The 14,365-nt window shown below is 52.0% G+C and carries 14 protein-coding genes and 1 tRNA gene; 4 read left to right on the plus strand and 11 right to left on the minus strand.

Features of this window, described 5'->3' with window-relative positions:
* Positions 1-33: 33 nt before the first annotated feature.
* Entirely contained in the window at positions 34-306 is a 273-nt protein-coding gene (locus KO216_RS02400) for a type II toxin-antitoxin system RelB/DinJ family antitoxin (RefSeq protein WP_071129481.1), read from the plus strand.
* Complete coding sequence (locus KO216_RS02405) at positions 303-608, plus strand: type II toxin-antitoxin system YafQ family toxin (RefSeq protein WP_215522730.1); 306 nt, start codon at positions 303-305, stop codon at positions 606-608. The genes KO216_RS02400 and KO216_RS02405 overlap by 4 nt, the downstream gene beginning before the upstream one ends.
* A gap of 197 nt (positions 609-805) precedes the next feature.
* Here the strand turns inward: KO216_RS02405 and KO216_RS02410 are convergent, their stop codons facing one another.
* From KO216_RS02410 to KO216_RS02425, 4 genes are all read right to left on the minus strand, one after another.
* Entirely contained in the window at positions 806-1,822 is a 1,017-nt protein-coding gene (locus KO216_RS02410) for a GIY-YIG nuclease family protein (protein ID WP_215522731.1), read from the minus strand.
* Positions 1,823-2,062: 240 nt separating this feature from the next.
* The gene (locus KO216_RS02415; RefSeq protein ID WP_215522732.1) at positions 2,063-2,329 is read right to left on the minus strand and encodes a type II toxin-antitoxin system RelE family toxin; all 267 of its coding nucleotides are present in this window, start codon (positions 2,327-2,329) and stop codon (positions 2,063-2,065) included.
* Positions 2,313-2,588, minus strand: a complete 276-nt coding sequence (locus tag KO216_RS02420; protein WP_215524009.1) for a type II toxin-antitoxin system RelB/DinJ family antitoxin — start codon at positions 2,586-2,588, stop codon at positions 2,313-2,315. The genes KO216_RS02415 and KO216_RS02420 overlap by 17 nt, the downstream gene beginning before the upstream one ends.
* A gap of 681 nt (positions 2,589-3,269) precedes the next feature.
* Positions 3,270-3,340 (minus strand) — tRNA-Gly (locus tag KO216_RS02425).
* A 135-nt stretch (positions 3,341-3,475) separates the two neighbouring features.
* Here KO216_RS02425 and KO216_RS02430 point away from each other — a divergent pair.
* Complete coding sequence (locus tag KO216_RS02430) at positions 3,476-3,934, plus strand: NUDIX domain-containing protein (protein WP_215522733.1); 459 nt, start codon at positions 3,476-3,478, stop codon at positions 3,932-3,934.
* Positions 3,935-3,952: 18 nt separating this feature from the next.
* On the opposite strand, the gene KO216_RS02435 is transcribed toward KO216_RS02430, so the two are convergent.
* From KO216_RS02435 to KO216_RS02465, 7 genes are all read right to left on the minus strand, one after another.
* Positions 3,953-5,200, minus strand: coding sequence for an anaerobic glycerol-3-phosphate dehydrogenase subunit C (locus KO216_RS02435; RefSeq protein ID WP_215522734.1), 1,248 nt, complete (start codon positions 5,198-5,200; stop codon positions 3,953-3,955).
* On the minus strand, positions 5,193-6,440 hold the full coding sequence (gene glpB, locus KO216_RS02440) for a glycerol-3-phosphate dehydrogenase subunit GlpB (RefSeq protein ID WP_215522735.1): 1,248 nt from the start codon (positions 6,438-6,440) through the stop codon (positions 5,193-5,195). Before glpB ends, KO216_RS02435 begins: the two co-directional genes overlap by 8 nt.
* Complete coding sequence (glpA, locus tag KO216_RS02445; protein ID WP_215522736.1) at positions 6,437-8,083, minus strand: anaerobic glycerol-3-phosphate dehydrogenase subunit GlpA; 1,647 nt, start codon at positions 8,081-8,083, stop codon at positions 6,437-6,439. Before glpA ends, glpB begins: the two co-directional genes overlap by 4 nt.
* Positions 8,084-8,455: 372 nt before the next feature.
* Positions 8,456-9,577, minus strand: coding sequence for an ABC transporter ATP-binding protein (locus KO216_RS02450; RefSeq protein WP_215522737.1), 1,122 nt, complete (start codon positions 9,575-9,577; stop codon positions 8,456-8,458).
* A 39-nt stretch (positions 9,578-9,616) separates the two neighbouring features.
* A complete protein-coding gene (locus KO216_RS02455) occupies positions 9,617-10,918 on the minus strand; it encodes an ABC transporter substrate-binding protein (RefSeq protein WP_215522738.1) in 1,302 nt (433 codons plus the stop codon).
* A 23-nt stretch (positions 10,919-10,941) separates the two neighbouring features.
* Positions 10,942-11,829 carry a carbohydrate ABC transporter permease gene (locus KO216_RS02460; protein WP_215522739.1) on the minus strand — a complete coding sequence of 296 codons (888 nt, stop codon included), beginning with the start codon at positions 11,827-11,829 and terminating at the stop codon, positions 10,942-10,944.
* Positions 11,829-12,812, minus strand: a complete 984-nt coding sequence (locus KO216_RS02465) for a carbohydrate ABC transporter permease (protein ID WP_251451742.1) — start codon at positions 12,810-12,812, stop codon at positions 11,829-11,831. Before KO216_RS02465 ends, KO216_RS02460 begins: the two co-directional genes overlap by 1 nt.
* Before the next feature lie 240 nt (positions 12,813-13,052).
* On the opposite strand from KO216_RS02465, the gene KO216_RS02470 reads away from it, so the two are divergent.
* On the plus strand, positions 13,053-14,339 hold the full coding sequence (locus KO216_RS02470) for an MFS transporter (protein WP_215522740.1): 1,287 nt from the start codon (positions 13,053-13,055) through the stop codon (positions 14,337-14,339).
* The last annotated feature ends 26 nt before the right edge of the window (positions 14,340-14,365 follow it).

Genomic DNA, 14,365 nt, shown 5'->3' on the forward strand with positions numbered 1-14,365 from the left:
AAATGTATGTGCAAATGTTGAAAGGAGGGGCTGATGGGAGCTAGCACTTTAACTGTCAGAATTGATAGCGGGTTAAAAGAAGAAACAGCGAAAGTGGTGGAGAACTACGGTCTTGATTTGTCGTCGGTGATCCGCGCATTTTTCACTGAAATAGTGAACACTGAGTCCATCCCGCTATCCTTCGATTACCGGCGACCTAATGCCGAGAGTCTGGAAGCTATTCGTGAAACCGAGCAGATGATCGCGCGCGGTGAAGGTAAAACCTATGTAAGTGGTCGGGATGTTATCGAAGCAGCGTTAGCATGAATGGGAGGCTTACAGCCAAGTTCACTTCTGCTTTTAGTAGGGATCTAAAGAAAAAAGCTGCTAAAAGACAGTGGAATCTCGATGAACTGGAGGCTGTCATTGATCTGATTTTAGAAAACTCGCGTGAATCGCTCGGTGTCCTGAAGCAACGCCACAGAATGCATAAGCTCTCGGGCCAATGGGGTGGGAGCAATGAGTGCCACGTGGCTAATGCGGGTGATTGGTTGGTGATTTGGAGAACCTGCGGCCAGGTTGCCTATTTTCAACGAACCGGAACTCACGATGAACTTTTTCGTAGGTAAAGAAGGGATAGCGGGGGCAACTTAAAATGTGGGGGGGCAGCCACAAGTCATCTAAAACTGGGCGATGATTTTAATGGTTCCGCCGCATGAAAAGTTTCTTTAACTTGTACTGACGGTTACTAATGATTTACGCGCGAAAATCTTTAGAGGCGGGAAGTTGCTAGCTTTATCTATAAACCAGTTAGATTCTGATGCTTTCAATCTGTATTTATGTGGAGGTCATTTTCGAGAGCAAACTGGTAGATATCTCTGGTTAGTGATTGTGAATGCCAGCGGGCAAACTTTCCAGAGGTGTTTTGACGCATGGCTTGCAATGCAAAAGTTCTAGCACCTTGTAATATTTTTGGGTATTTTTGGCAGATTCTTTTTAAGTCACCGCTGGTAAACACCACTTGGTCGGCGGACGTGGACCTGTAGTCTACTTGGTCAACAAAAAACCCTCGGGTATAACGCTTCCAAGGTGTCGATAGGGAGAGCAGCCTGCTATGCGAAAACGTTCCGGCAGTAGTATTGAGACAGGAAAGTCCCGAGGCCTCCCTTCTCGGGAAGAAAAGAAGTTCCAGAGTCCCGGTATTTAGTGTTGCCCAACGACCTCCTGCAGTACTTGGATAATCTGAAATCGTCCAATACCTTCCTTCAAGCTTGATAGCTTCGGGAACCAGATTTGTTAAAGCAAAAACCAAATCAGCGAGAATGAGATCTCGGTATTCATCAGGAACCTGTTTTAGAAACTTCGAAGGTTCATTTCCCAAGGAAGGTAATTTTTCTTTCGTGCCGCACAAATCGTAGGGGCCATCCCCAAGTACCCAAGAATGCTGTTCCTCCACCGGTATCGCTTTATCCAGTTTTGAGGGTTGATTGTGACCTAAGTTCAGAGCACGATTCCGCAAAGGCTTACCAGATTCCCGAAATCTGCGAATTTCTCTATCTTCTATTTCCGTCAAGTTCAAGTCTTGGGGTACAGGCATAAACCATAACTTCTCTATGTCATCCCAAGCTTCATGGTGATTGGTGTGACCACGCCGGTGCTGAGCAAAACGCGTTACTACATTCTGTGCTTGACCGACATAAAACTCGCCGTTGAAAAATTGGAGCACATAGATACCCCGGCGTTGTTCTGGAATTAACGCGGAAATCGACTCCAGCTGGGATACATTAAAGCGCAAATACTTAAGGTTTGCTTTACCGGGATTTGTGCTATTAGAAGAGGTCATCGCGTGGTTCGGTTCGGGTTAGTGTCAACAGCAGCTCGCTTGCTCGACACAGTATATCAACAGCCAATCTGCCCCGAGGCGAATTTCGTGGAGCCCGGTTTCGAGTGGGTGTTCGCTCGCTGCGCTCTCTACGGCTCTTCTTCGCCTGTTTTTCCTTGGGTAGTACGGTCGAACGTCACTGGAAGATAATCGCCGATGATGCTTATTGGAATAGACTTTATCAGTGCAAATTACTGGCTTTCATTTGTCATAGATATCGCGGCGGTGTCCTAAATCGATTGCTAGGATTAGCAGCTCTGAGTCCATGATGTCGCAGATAACCCGGTAGTTTCCCACGCGATAACGCCAGTAGCCGGATAGTTCGCCTTTCAGGGCTCTACCTTTTGAGCGGGGGTTATCTAGCTGGCTAACAATATGGAGTTCTTTTAGGATTCGCTTCGCAGAGGTGGCATCAATCTTGCTGAGAGCCTTTTCTGCGCGCCGAGTGAAATCAATTCTCCATACCATAGCGAGACATCATTTCTTCTAGGCTGACGGTGTCGAGCTGTCCTGCGCGGTAGGCTGCCGAATCTCGATGTAAAGCGCGCGCGTAATCGGATACTGGTGCCGCCACTTCGAAGGGGATACGTCGTTCAGTCCCAACTTTTTTGGCAAAAATTGTAAAGGCGGCGGTCAGAGTCAACCCCATAGCTTTACAAGCATCTTCCATCGACTCTTTCACATCAGTATCGAGTTTAAAATTAACATTTGATGTTGTTGGTTTCATTACGTATCCTCCTTTTTTATAGTTATTGTCAGTGTACTTCATTATTTTATATTTGTAATCCATTGTTCTGTTGGTTGTTAAAAACGAAGGGGCTGACAAACTGTAAGCCGTCTAATTCCGGGCGGTGATTCTAAAAGCAGGACAAGAAAAATCGAGCTGCGGAATTTTCCGGTATTCTGACTGACAGATCTTAAGATTTTATGGGATGGGGGCAGTGGTCATGCGGTGGTACGAGAATCCCGATCTGTACTGGGTTATTGGTTGCTGCTTAGTGGGTTGTAGTGGAGTTTTCGCGGTACTACTGTTCTGCGGTGCAGTCAGCGTTATTACTGGGGTAGCTAATATTCTTTCTACTTTGGCTCTTGCTATTACCTGTTATGTTTTGTGCTATCGGTTTAAACAATCTACGTCTGACTCAGATAAAAACTAACTAAACCGTGCCACTAGAAGAGGTCATCGTGGGATTCGGTTCGGGTGACTAGCAGCAGCTCACTTTGAGCGGGTAGTTGCACCTGCGGTGCCTACCCTTCTTCGCTCGGATCAGAAATATGAAAGCAAGCTTTCATACTCACGATCCTCACTCAGAGCGGGTGTTCGGTCGCTGCGCTCCCTACGACCCTTCTTCACTCCGGTTACAAGCATTCAAACGCGTTCCGCGCTTGAGCTTGTACCTCCGTTCAGAGCGGGTGACGAGAATCGAACTCGCCTCTACAGCTTGGGAAGCTGTCGTTCTACCGATGAACTACACCCGCGTTGGCATCTAGCCGCCTTTAGAGTATAACCAGTACCGCCGCCCCACTCAAAACGAGCGATTAAAGTGAGAATAAATGACCGGCGACGATGTCCTAAGCGGCTAACTTGGACTCATCAACCCCAGGGAGGAACAAATGACTTTCGTAGTGGCGCTAGCGGCTATCTGCGATGGCAAACTACTGTGCGCGCAGCGTTCCTACCCGGAAAAACTACGCGGTAAATGGGAGCTACCGGGCGGAAAAGTGCGCGAGGGCGAGGAACCGGTAGCAGCGTTAGTGCGGGAAATAAAAGAGGAACTCGATTGGGAGATTCCTCCCTCTCAGTTGAAGCACATCTTACCCGGACCGCTCCCGGCGGGGAACTGGCCACTACTTAAAGGCGCCCAGATGCGAGTAATGATTTACCATCCCCGTGAGCTCCCGGCTCTGCAAGCTGGGGACTCTCATCTCAGCTTGCAGTGGAGTCCGGCAGAAAAAGTAACACAGCTAGACTGGCTAGAACCCGACTTGCCTATAGCCGAAGCTATAAGTCGCGTCCTGAAAAACCAGCCTAGCTGCGTCCTCAAAAATAGATATCCAGCAACCGGAGCCTAAACCCCGGTTAACTTAGTGTTAGCTATCTTTTAGCCCCATGGCCTCAAACAACAGATAGATTGGGTGGACAGCCGGCTTGCCGCCGCCCTTTGCCAGTTGCCAACGGCAAGTCTCGGTATCCGAAACTACCAGGTCAGAGTTGGTGCTCTTAATCTTGTCGAAGGCGGTCTTACCTACTGCCTGCGCAATATCGTACTTTTCGCGTTTCAACCCGTAGGTACCAGCAATCCCACAGCAGGTGGCTCCGGATTCGTGGACGGTCAGCCCAGGAATCTTGTCCAGCAGCTGCTTGCCTGGGGTACCAATGCCCGTGGATTTGAGCTGGCAAGGAGCGTGATAAGTAACCGTGAGATTAATCGGCTCCAGATTATCCAGGTCCAGTTCTCCCCGGTCGTAAAGATCCAGCAGGAACTCGGAAATATCCCAAATGCGCCGCGAAACCTGCTCGAGCTCCTCATCTTGAACTCCCAGAATCTCGCGGGCTTCATGTTTGACCATGCCCACGCAAGAACCGGAAGAACCGATGATTGTCAGGTCATCCCCGGGAACGTTCAAATCATGCGCCAGCTTGCGAATCAGCTTCTTTGCCCCGTCATAAAGACCGTTAGACTGCTGCGCTAGACCGCAGCAGCCATGAGGCGGTACCAGCACTTCGTATCCCAGGTGCTCGAGAATCTGCACCGAGCGTATAGAAGTGGTGGTTTCGAAGAACTCACCCGCGCAACCGTGGAAGAACACCACTTTGCCTTTAGTGGGGGCAGGAGCAGTGCGGGTATGCTTCTTGAACCATTTTTCAAAACTGAAACCATCCGCCACCGGCATCGGAGCTTCATGGTGAACCCCGAAAGTTTTCTCCACGATCTGTCGAATCGGCTTTTGCCGTAGCGCCCAGTTCGCGACCGGCGCCACCGGAGTCATTGCCTTACCCATAAACATGGTGTTGGAGATGAGCACATCGCGAAGCGGACGGCCGTTTTGTTGCTTCATCGCGGCGCGGGCCACGTTATTGAGCTCTGCAACCTTTACCCCTTGCGGGCAGACCAAAGTGCAGGTACCGCAGCTGGAACAGTAATCAATAGTGTGATCAACCGATAGCCCCTTACGGAAACGCTCCGCCTGCGGACCCACATATTTAGGTCCGGGGAACAGGGGAGTAACCGCTGCCACCGGGCATTGGGTTTCACAAATCGTACATTTGACGCAAGCATCCAAGCTGGCTCGCATCAGCGGATTAAACTCGGGTTTATTACGTAAATCCTTAGTCATTGGTATCTCCCAAAATCGTGTCACAAGCCCGCAAAGCGGAAGCTACAGCAATCCCGTCACCGGACTTTTCCCGCCACCGGGTGGCTCCCGCAAGCAATCCGCCAGTGGCATACAGGTTCTGATATAGCGGAGCCCCGGACGTGTCCAGTACCCGCATCTGGGAATCGACCCTTACTCCCACTTCGAACAGTGGTTGGTTTGGTCCCCAATAGTCTTCGTGAACTAGCGGTCCTTCCGGGATTACTAGCGGTAAATCAAAGGCGCGTTCTTTCACCTTCCAATAAGAGTCCACATTCAAAGTTCCCGATTCAAAGCCGCCACCAGCGTAGATGAAGTGTTTAGCCGTGATGATGGTGTCAGACCCCGCAGAGTTGATAGTAACCGATTCCACGCGGCCATCTCGGGCACTAAGCCCGGTCACTTCCGAGCCGATAATATAGCGTGCCCCCAGGTCACGTACCATTTGGGTTAGGGTCTCATTGATCCGCATCCCTGGAATAGAGGGCGGTAGCAGGGGAATCTCAAACACCTCATGGCTCAGGCGACGGGCAATATCTTTCCAAGCATCCCGGTCTTTTAGCCCCAGCACCGCCGGGAAACCAACCACTTCGCCCTCTTCTAAGTAGGGCTTGATAAGGTCACAGAACCTTGCCCGGAAATCTTCCCTATCGAGGGCGCGTGCGAAATTTAACCCGGAAGTGTCTGCTTCGCCCGGACGCACCGGAATATCTACCCAAATATGACGCGCACTAACACCGCCGCCACCAGGCAGTTCCCCTTTCTGCATATTTTCCGCCACCATCTGCGGATAAAAGTCCTTTAACTGGCGCAGCCCCACGATCACATATTTTTTGCCGTCCGCGGCTGCTCCCGCCAACATGGAAGGCTGCGGCAAACAGGTAGGACGCCAAGCGCCCAGGCAGGTAGGCAAAAAAACATTCTTATCGGGGTTGCCCACCAGCAAATCCGCTCCTAGCAGCTCCTTTAACCAGTTTGCTGAATCGGCAACTGCCTTTGCCCCCAACTTTCCATAGGGGTGGGATTCGGGTAACTGATCGATTGCCTCTAGGGGATTATCTACCCGCTCTGGGCTGTATCCGTATAGGTCAATAGTGCCTTGCCCGAGCTGGATACCCCCGATGCCTTTGGTGATTAAATCAACTTCCCGCCCGGCCTGAAGCAGCCGAACTGCAGCACTGAGTCCGGAAAGGCCAGCACCGATTACTACTACGTCTCTCACGCTAGTGCCTCCTTTACGGCTTCGCGTTCCCGTTTATCGCGTTCTTGTTCCACCGGGTTGAGTGCGACCTCGCTCAGTTGTCCTTTGCCAGGTGCATGCTCCAGGTCGAAAATTCCCTGCATAATCCAGTTATCGAGCGCGACTTCCCGGGCGGACTCCCCGAACAGGATGGGTTTGATCCCAATCCAACGATTCTTCATAAATAGGGAAATCATGTTGGTTGCCCGCTCAACGGAGGCAGCGCCTTGGTCATTGACAATCCCGGCACAACGCATGGAGCAGAACCCGCCCTGACATGGCCCCATCCCGATTCGGAGTTGCCGGCGCAGATCATCGAGGGAAGCATTGGGGAATTCCTGGATTTTTTCTTCCAGCATCCGTCGAGAAACCAGTTCGCATTCACAAATTATTTGGTCTTTATTCCACTGTTTTTCTCGCGCTTGCAAGCGGTCGGTGAGGCGATGCTCGCGGGAATCTTCCTGACCGGGTACTGCTTCCTGAGCGGTGCGACAGGGGCGTACGTCCTCCATCAGTTCGCACATGATGTTCACAGCGCGTTCGGCCATGAGCCGGCAGGTAGTTAGTTTTCCGCCCGCCACCGTGAGCATTCCTTTTACTCCGTCGCGCTCCTGGTGATCCATTATCGACATTCCTCGGGACATATGGCGCGAATCGGTAGCGGCGACCCGGTTGTCTTTAACCAAAGGACGCGCTCCCATCCATACGTGCAGAGGACGAGAATGACGGAATCCGGGCAGTAGAGCTTCCCCCGCGTCTAGCATTTGCTGGACTTCTTCGTCTTTTATCTCCAAAAAGTCGGCGCTGGGTGCCACCTGGTCGGTAGTACCGATAATGGCGACCTGATGGGCAGGCACAATCAAATCTCCATCCGAAGGGTAAACGCAGCGATTGATTACGTGCTGGCAGATGCGGTGATTCATGGCAATCATGATCCCGGCGCCGGGAACTACATCTACATCATGGCAACCTGCCAGGGCGGCGATTTCACCTGCCCAAGGCCCTGCGCAATTAATTACGAACTGGCAGTCGATGCGGACTTTTTCCCCACCATTCTTGTGATCTTCACAAATGACAGCACTAACAGCTCCGTCGGTAACCTCAATGTCGGTCACCCAGTGATAGGGGAGGATTTCCGCGCCGTACTCTTTAGCTGACTCAGCAAACCCCCACACCATTTTCCAGCCATCGATAGTGCCATCTTGTACTGCGAAAGCTCGCTTTAGTTTAGGGTCCAGGCGCGGTTCGCGTCGCAGAGCTTCGGCAACAGAAATCTCGTAGGCAGGCACTTTGGTCTTTTGTGCACATTCCAAAAAAATATCGGCGTGTTCTTCACTGTCTTGGGAAGTAGTTACAAATAGGCCGCCGGTGTCCTCTATCGCGTGGGGAACAACTTTCCGTAAAATAGCGTTTTCTTCCGCACATTCGGTGGCGGATTCGGGATCCGATTTTACGTAGCGTCCTCCGGAATGGAGTAGACCGTGGAATCTTGCAGTGGTACCTTGGGCTAGATCGACCCGATCTACCAGAGCGGTTTTAAATCCCCGCATAGCCACATCGCGCACCACGGCACTGCCGGTGGATCCGCCACCAATCACCACCACATCGACTTCAAGTTTTTTCACCCTATGCCTCCAGAATCTAACGCGGCCTCGCTGCCGCGCGTTCAGTAGTTGCCACAAGATCTCGCCCCTGCGGCTCTTTTTCAGCGTATATCGCACATCCATTTCTCGTCGGGCTTAGTGCGCACTTTGCACATATTCACACGCGATTTTTTGTTACTACACGTCCTCTCAAAAGCTAAAAGGTCTTTCGCTGCAATTAGTTCCCCCGACAGGTTTGCACAGATTTGCAAAACCGTCGGGGGAGAGATTAATTTCTGAACGAATCACTAGCTAGGGGAGGGGACAACAAAAAGTTTAGCCGTCTCTCAGTCTGTGTTTGGTGAAAGTTCAAGTTAACTGCTTTAAGTTCACTACACGGTTTTATTTTTCCGATTAACAAACTTCCGGAAGCGACAAAGATGCACTCTCGGATACGGCCTGCCCCGTAGCAGGATCGAAGAAGTAAAGTTCTTCTAAGTTGGGCTTCGTCCGATAGATCTCGCCACGATCAGGGAACACCCCTCGCTGCAATAACACCGCAGCTCGATCCGGGGTGGCAGCTACTTTTTCTGGGGGTTGCCCATATAGGAATGCCTGACTACCTAAGCGTTCGATGATGTGGGTAGTAAGGGAAAGTGCCGCCTCCTCCTTACTGGCGGGTAACCAGGATTCTGGGCGCACCCCTAATATGACTTCCTCTTTTAATTGGGCACGCACCGTCCTGGGAATTGGTACAGGCAAATCACCTAGCAGAGCTTGACCTTCAGAGTTAATAGGCAAAGTGAACAAGGTGATCGCCGGGGAACCTATGAAGGAAGCTACGAAAGTGTTTACCGGATTGCGGTAAAGGTCAGTAGGGGTAGCCACCTGTTGAAGTACCCCTGACTCCATCACCGCTACTCGATGACCCATAGTCATTGCTTCCACTTGATCATGGGTCACGTAAACAGTAGTGACTTCTAGTTCGCGCTGCAAAGATGCAATCTCTCCCCGCATGGAAACCCGCAGTTTCGCGTCCAGGTTAGATAGCGGCTCATCCATGCAAAAAACGGTGGGTTTGCGCACGATTGCGCGCCCCATAGCGACCCTTTGCCGTTGTCCGCCACTCAGGGCACTGGGTTTGCGATCCAAAAGATCCTCTAGCTGCAGTAGCTGGGCTGCCCACTGCACCTGTTCCTTAATTTTATCTTTCGGCATCCTATTGTTTTCCAAGGCGAATCCCATGTTTTGGGCAACCGTCATATTGGGATAGAGGGCGTAGCTTTGGAACACCATCGCCACGTCACGTGAACGCGGCCGGGCTCCGGTCATATCTTCACCGCCGATCAAGATTCGTCCGGAGGTGACCGGCTCCAGGCCGGCCACCATCCGCAGCGAAGTGGATTTGCCACAGCCAGACGGTCCGACTAAAACTACGCATTCACCGTCCTCAATATGCAGATTCAGGGAATCAACTGCCGGTTTGGCTGCTCCCGAGAACAGGCGGGATGCATTTTCAAAAGTCACGCTAGCCAAGGCATTTCCTTTCTTGTTGGCGCCAATACGCCCTAATAGTTACTTATTCTTATCGAGTTTCGGTTTAATCTGATTGTCGATAACCTTTTGCAAATCCTTCTGCAGGGCATCGAATGTGGCCTTCACGTCCTCACCTTGTGCAATCTTGTCCAAAGCGGCACCAATCTTTTGACCGCCACCAGAGACATAGGCGCGGGCGGCATCCTGTGCTTTGGTCATAGGCAACTGATCTAGAGCGGTCTGGAAGTTGGGGTGCTCTGTTACGTATGCTTTGGTTTCAGCGGAATCAACCGCCGAGGTGCGAACCGGCATATAGCCGGTAGCCTGCGAGAACTTCACGGTGTTCTCGGTGTTGGTGAGGAAAGCGATGAACTTGGCGGCTGCCTCTTGATTTTTGGATTTAGCGGGAATCGCTAAGCCGCTCCCTCCGGTAGAAACTCCCGGCACGCCCTCGGGAGAGGGCAGGAATGCGGTCCCCACATTGACCTTGCCGTCCTTTTCAACGCCCTGCAGCGAGCCGGTGGATTCAAGCATCGCGGCTGCTCGCCCGGTAGTGAACGGAACAGTGGCATCTTTAGTGGCTTTAAAGTAACCGTTTTTGAACTGATCTTGCAGGAACTTTCCAGCAGCCACGCCCTTCTCATCTGCCACGTTCACGGTCAGATCTTTCGAATAGGAACCGCCCATCGACCAAATCATGCCCTGGAAGTACCAATCCAGGTAGTTGGCGCCGTCAGGAATAGACAGGGGCAGTACCCCGGAGGCCTTCAGTTTAGGTGCGTAATCATTGTTCCACTCGTCCCAAGTCTTAGGACCGCGGTCGGGAACACCTGCTTTCTTGAACAAGTCTTTGTTGTAGTAGAAAAGCGGAGTTGAACGCGCATAGGGAACTGCATAGTGCTTACCATCGATGGTGTACTCATCGTAAAGCGACTTTACATAGTCGTCGGGTTTTGCATCCACCTTTTTCATCAGGTCATCTAGGGGAACAAAGTTATCGTTTAGTGCGAAGTTGTACCAGTTCACATCGGACGCAACGATTACATCAGGAGTTTGCCCACCGGTGAGAGCGGCATTGAACTTTTGCGCCACTTCCTCGTAATCTTTCCCAGCGTCGGTGAGCTTAATCTTGATATTGGGGTTTTCTTTCTCGAAAGCCGCAATAATTTCCTGTTCGGTAGCTTTCGAGCTAGCCGGGTGGTTTGACCACACGTCCAACGTCACCTTGCCGTTAGGGTCATTTTGCTCGACAGATCCCGAGGAGGAAGTGCCGGCGCATCCAGACAGTACCAGGGATGCAACTGCGGCTCCAGTGAGGAGCAATTTCCGTGTACGATTCATTTTTACCTTTCTGATTGTCCAGGTCAGCCCTTAACTGCCCCGGAAGTAAGTCCCTTAATCATGTTCTTCTGCAGTACCAGGAACACGATTAAGAGGGGGATGACGGCTAGCACGGTGCCAGCCATGACCGGGCCCCAGTTGGTGAGACCCTCGTTATTCTGTAAGAAAGTCAATCCGATTTGGATAGGGGCGGTGCGTTCGTCCTCAGACATAAGGAATGGCCACAGATATTCATTCCAGTCATTAACAATGGTGATCAGGGCGAACGCGGACAGGGTTGGCCACGACATGGGCAAAACTACTCTCCAAAGCAGTTTCAGGGGACCGGCTCCATCCATCCGAGCCGCTTCGATAACTTCGGTGGGTAGCGACATGAAATGGTTACGCATTAGGAAAGTGCCGAAAGCGGTACCTGCCAGGGGCAGAATAATCCCGGCAAAGGTATTGCGCATATTCATTCCCGCTACCAGCGAATAGTTAGAAATCACCGTAATCTGATTAGGTACCAGCAAGGACGCGATAATCAAGATGAAAACCAGGTTGCGGCCGGGGAAGCGCAGCAGCGCTAAGGCATAAGCGGAGAGCACACCCAGCAGGATTTTCACCGCTGAAAGCATGATGGTGATGATCAACGAGTTCCGCAGGTAGGCGCCCAGGGGTATCTCACTGCTTACTGCCCGGTAGTTCTCGGTGGTAAAGGGATTCGCGATATAGGTCGCTGGGTGAGTGTAAATATCTCCTTGGGTCTTAAAGGAAGTAAGCACAATCCAATAAATCGGGATCATGATTCCCAGGAAGGCAATCACCATGGCGATATACCCGATTACCTTGAACACGGTAGAGGGATGTGCCGTAGCTTCGCGAACGTCCTCGTCCCTATTGAGTTTTAGAAATGAAAGTTTGTTGCTCATTATTTATCCCTATCCATTACCCGCACTTGCAGCAGGGTTATTACCAGCAGAATCAAGAACATAATGGTGGCTACGGTGGCTCCATAGCCTGCCCGGGCGTTAACGAATGTTTCCTGGTAAATCTGGTAAACCATGGTGGTAGTGCCAGTACCCTGCGGGCCGCCGTGGGTCATCACATTGATGATGTCGAATACTTGCATTGAGTTGAGAAGTACGGTGATTGACAAGAAGAACGTAGTAGGACGTAGTTGCGGTAACAGCACTTTAGTGAAACGTCGCCATGGGGAGGCTCCATCTATCTCTGCCGCCTCGTCCAGGTCTATTCGCCTAGCTTGGAGGGCGGCTAGGTAGATTACGAAGGTGTAGCCCAGGTTCTTCCAGATATAGGTCATAGTCACCATGAACAGCGCCCAGTTGGGGTTTTGGTAGAACTCGGGGATGGAAGTGAATCCTAGGCGAACCATGATGTCTTGGATGAGACCGACGCTGGGGTCGAACACGAACTGGAACGCCACCCCGATGGCGGCGCCGGAAATAACGTAGGGCGCGAAAACCACTGAGCGCACTACATTCCGCCCAAAGAGCTTTTGATCCAGGATGATCGCCATAATAAGTCCCAGGAGTAGCGATCCGACCACGGTGGCGAAAGTGAAGATTAACGTGTTTAACAGGATTCGTCCGGTGGAATCTGCGTGGAACCATTCCACATAGTTTCCGAGACCGATGAAGGTGGCCTGCGGGGAGGAGATGTTCCAATCCATGAAGGATAGGCGAATGTTGTCAAGGAGAGGACGATAGGTGAAAACAAACAGCAGTATCAGGTTGGGGATAAGTAACGCTGCTGCTAACCATCCTTCCGCCCGGTCTGGTCTGTCGGAGCGTTTAGCGCTGTGAGTCGCGCTACTGCTGGGGTTATTGATCCTGGGTTTTGAGGAGGTCGGGGGCGTGGCGCCGGCGACCGCAGAAGAAAGTTTCTTAGCCACAACCCAAGTACTAAGAGATTCTCCTTAACTGAAGGGGAATAGGAGTTTACCGCTTGGCAGCTAATCGGTGAACACTTCCTGGCTAATAGGTTAATTTTTGATAACTCCCGCCGTTATTTACTCACTTTCAAAGACAGTTCCCCAGTCGCCAAAGTTTTAACTCTGCCGCCTGAGATGACAGACCCGCTTCAAAGGTGAACAAAAGTCCTAAAAGTGCCCTGCTCACACTATAATTGCCAGGTGCCAAAACCTCCGTCCTCGCCGCTAGTGCAGTTAACCCTGCCGCTCTATGCGCCCTCACTGACCTGGGGAATCGGACTGGGAACCTTAAATGCGGTTACGGTAATCACCGCCCTAGAACTGGGAATGCACGCGGCTTTAGCCTCGGCACTGGTAGGAATCGCGGGCGTTACTGCAGTGATCACCGGCCCGCTTATCGGGCGTTTCGTAGACCGGTTAGGAGATCGCAACGCCCTAATTACCGGCTCATTACTGGCAACCTCCGCTTTGGTTGCCACCCTGATTTCTTTGCGATTTCCTGGACAGAGTTTTGCGCAAATGATTTATCTAGGCGCAATAGTGGCTCTGGCACTTTCCAGCGGAATCTGGCAGCTAGGGCGGCAATCTTACGTAACCGAAACGGTTCCGATTACTTTTAGAGCCCGGGCAATGGCCATGTTAGGAGGGATCGCGCGGCTAGGGCGACTGGTAGGTCCGGCCATCGGTTCGGCAGTGATTGCCGCCTGGGGAATTGAAGGAGCGTTCTACTTACAGATAGTAACGGCGCTGCTAGCAGCAGTATTAGTGGCCGTATTTACCGCTCCTGATCCGCATATGTTGGAAGCCGGGCTGGCGGGGGCAATAACCGGCGATCGGGAATCAACAGGAAAGCAAACCACCCCCGCCACCACTCCCATTAAGCCAGGGGCACGATCCTCCGCCGACGCACCAGCCACCGCCCTGCTGGCGGTGTGCGCGATATTGCTGTCACTGGTGCGAGCAGGACAAATAGTGGTAGTACCACTGGTGGGGCGAACCCTAAGTGTGTCTAATGAAGTTATTTCCGCAACCTTCGCGGTTAGCGCCCTGCTGGATGTGGCGGTCTTCTATGCCTCCGGGCAGCTAATGGATCGGTTCGGACGCCGCGCCGCCATCATCCCTTCCCTAGCGATTATGGGCGCAGGATTCATTGCCTTAGGGCTTGCAGGTAGCCTGCTTCCCTATTTCATCTCTGCCTGCACCGTGGGGCTCGGCAACGGTTTGGCTGCCGGAATTCTGTTCACTATGGGAGCAGACCTATCTCCCGAGGTAGGACGCTCGCGATTCTTAGGCATCTGGCAATCCATTTCCCAAATCGGCCCCACCGTTGGCCCCTTCCTTACCTCCGCCATAGTGGGACTGGCTAGCGCGGCGGTAGCAGCCGAGATTACCGGGGCATTGGCATTTAGCGGATGTGTGTGGTCATTTTTCGCAATCCCGCGCGCCTACCGCCGGATTGGGATGGATGAGCGGGCGCGTCCTCTTTAAATAGCGGTTTTAGTAACCTGCGTAAG

This window comes from Varibaculum prostatecancerukia (assembly GCF_943169825.2).
GTDB lineage: Bacteria > Actinomycetota > Actinomycetes > Actinomycetales > Actinomycetaceae > Varibaculum > Varibaculum prostatecancerukia.

Bases quoted from the DNA above. Each gene is read 5' to 3' on its own strand.
- KO216_RS02400 (WP_071129481.1), top strand. From the start codon at position 34: ATGGGAGCTAGCACTTTAACTGTCAGAATTGATAGCGGGTTAAAAGAA.
- KO216_RS02405 (WP_215522730.1), top strand. From the start codon at position 303: ATGAATGGGAGGCTTACAGCCAAGTTCACTTCTGCTTTTAGTAGGGAT.
- KO216_RS02410 (WP_215522731.1), bottom strand. From the start codon at position 1,822: ATGACCTCTTCTAATAGCACAAATCCCGGTAAAGCAAACCTTAAGTAT.
- KO216_RS02415 (WP_215522732.1), bottom strand. From the start codon at position 2,329: ATGGTATGGAGAATTGATTTCACTCGGCGCGCAGAAAAGGCTCTCAGC.
- KO216_RS02420 (WP_215524009.1), bottom strand. From the start codon at position 2,588: ATGAAACCAACAACATCAAATGTTAATTTTAAACTCGATACTGATGTG.
- KO216_RS02430 (WP_215522733.1), top strand. From the start codon at position 3,476: ATGACTTTCGTAGTGGCGCTAGCGGCTATCTGCGATGGCAAACTACTG.
- KO216_RS02435 (WP_215522734.1), bottom strand. From the start codon at position 5,200: ATGACTAAGGATTTACGTAATAAACCCGAGTTTAATCCGCTGATGCGA.
- KO216_RS02455 (WP_215522738.1), bottom strand. From the start codon at position 10,918: ATGAATCGTACACGGAAATTGCTCCTCACTGGAGCCGCAGTTGCATCC.
- KO216_RS02460 (WP_215522739.1), bottom strand. From the start codon at position 11,829: ATGAGCAACAAACTTTCATTTCTAAAACTCAATAGGGACGAGGACGTT.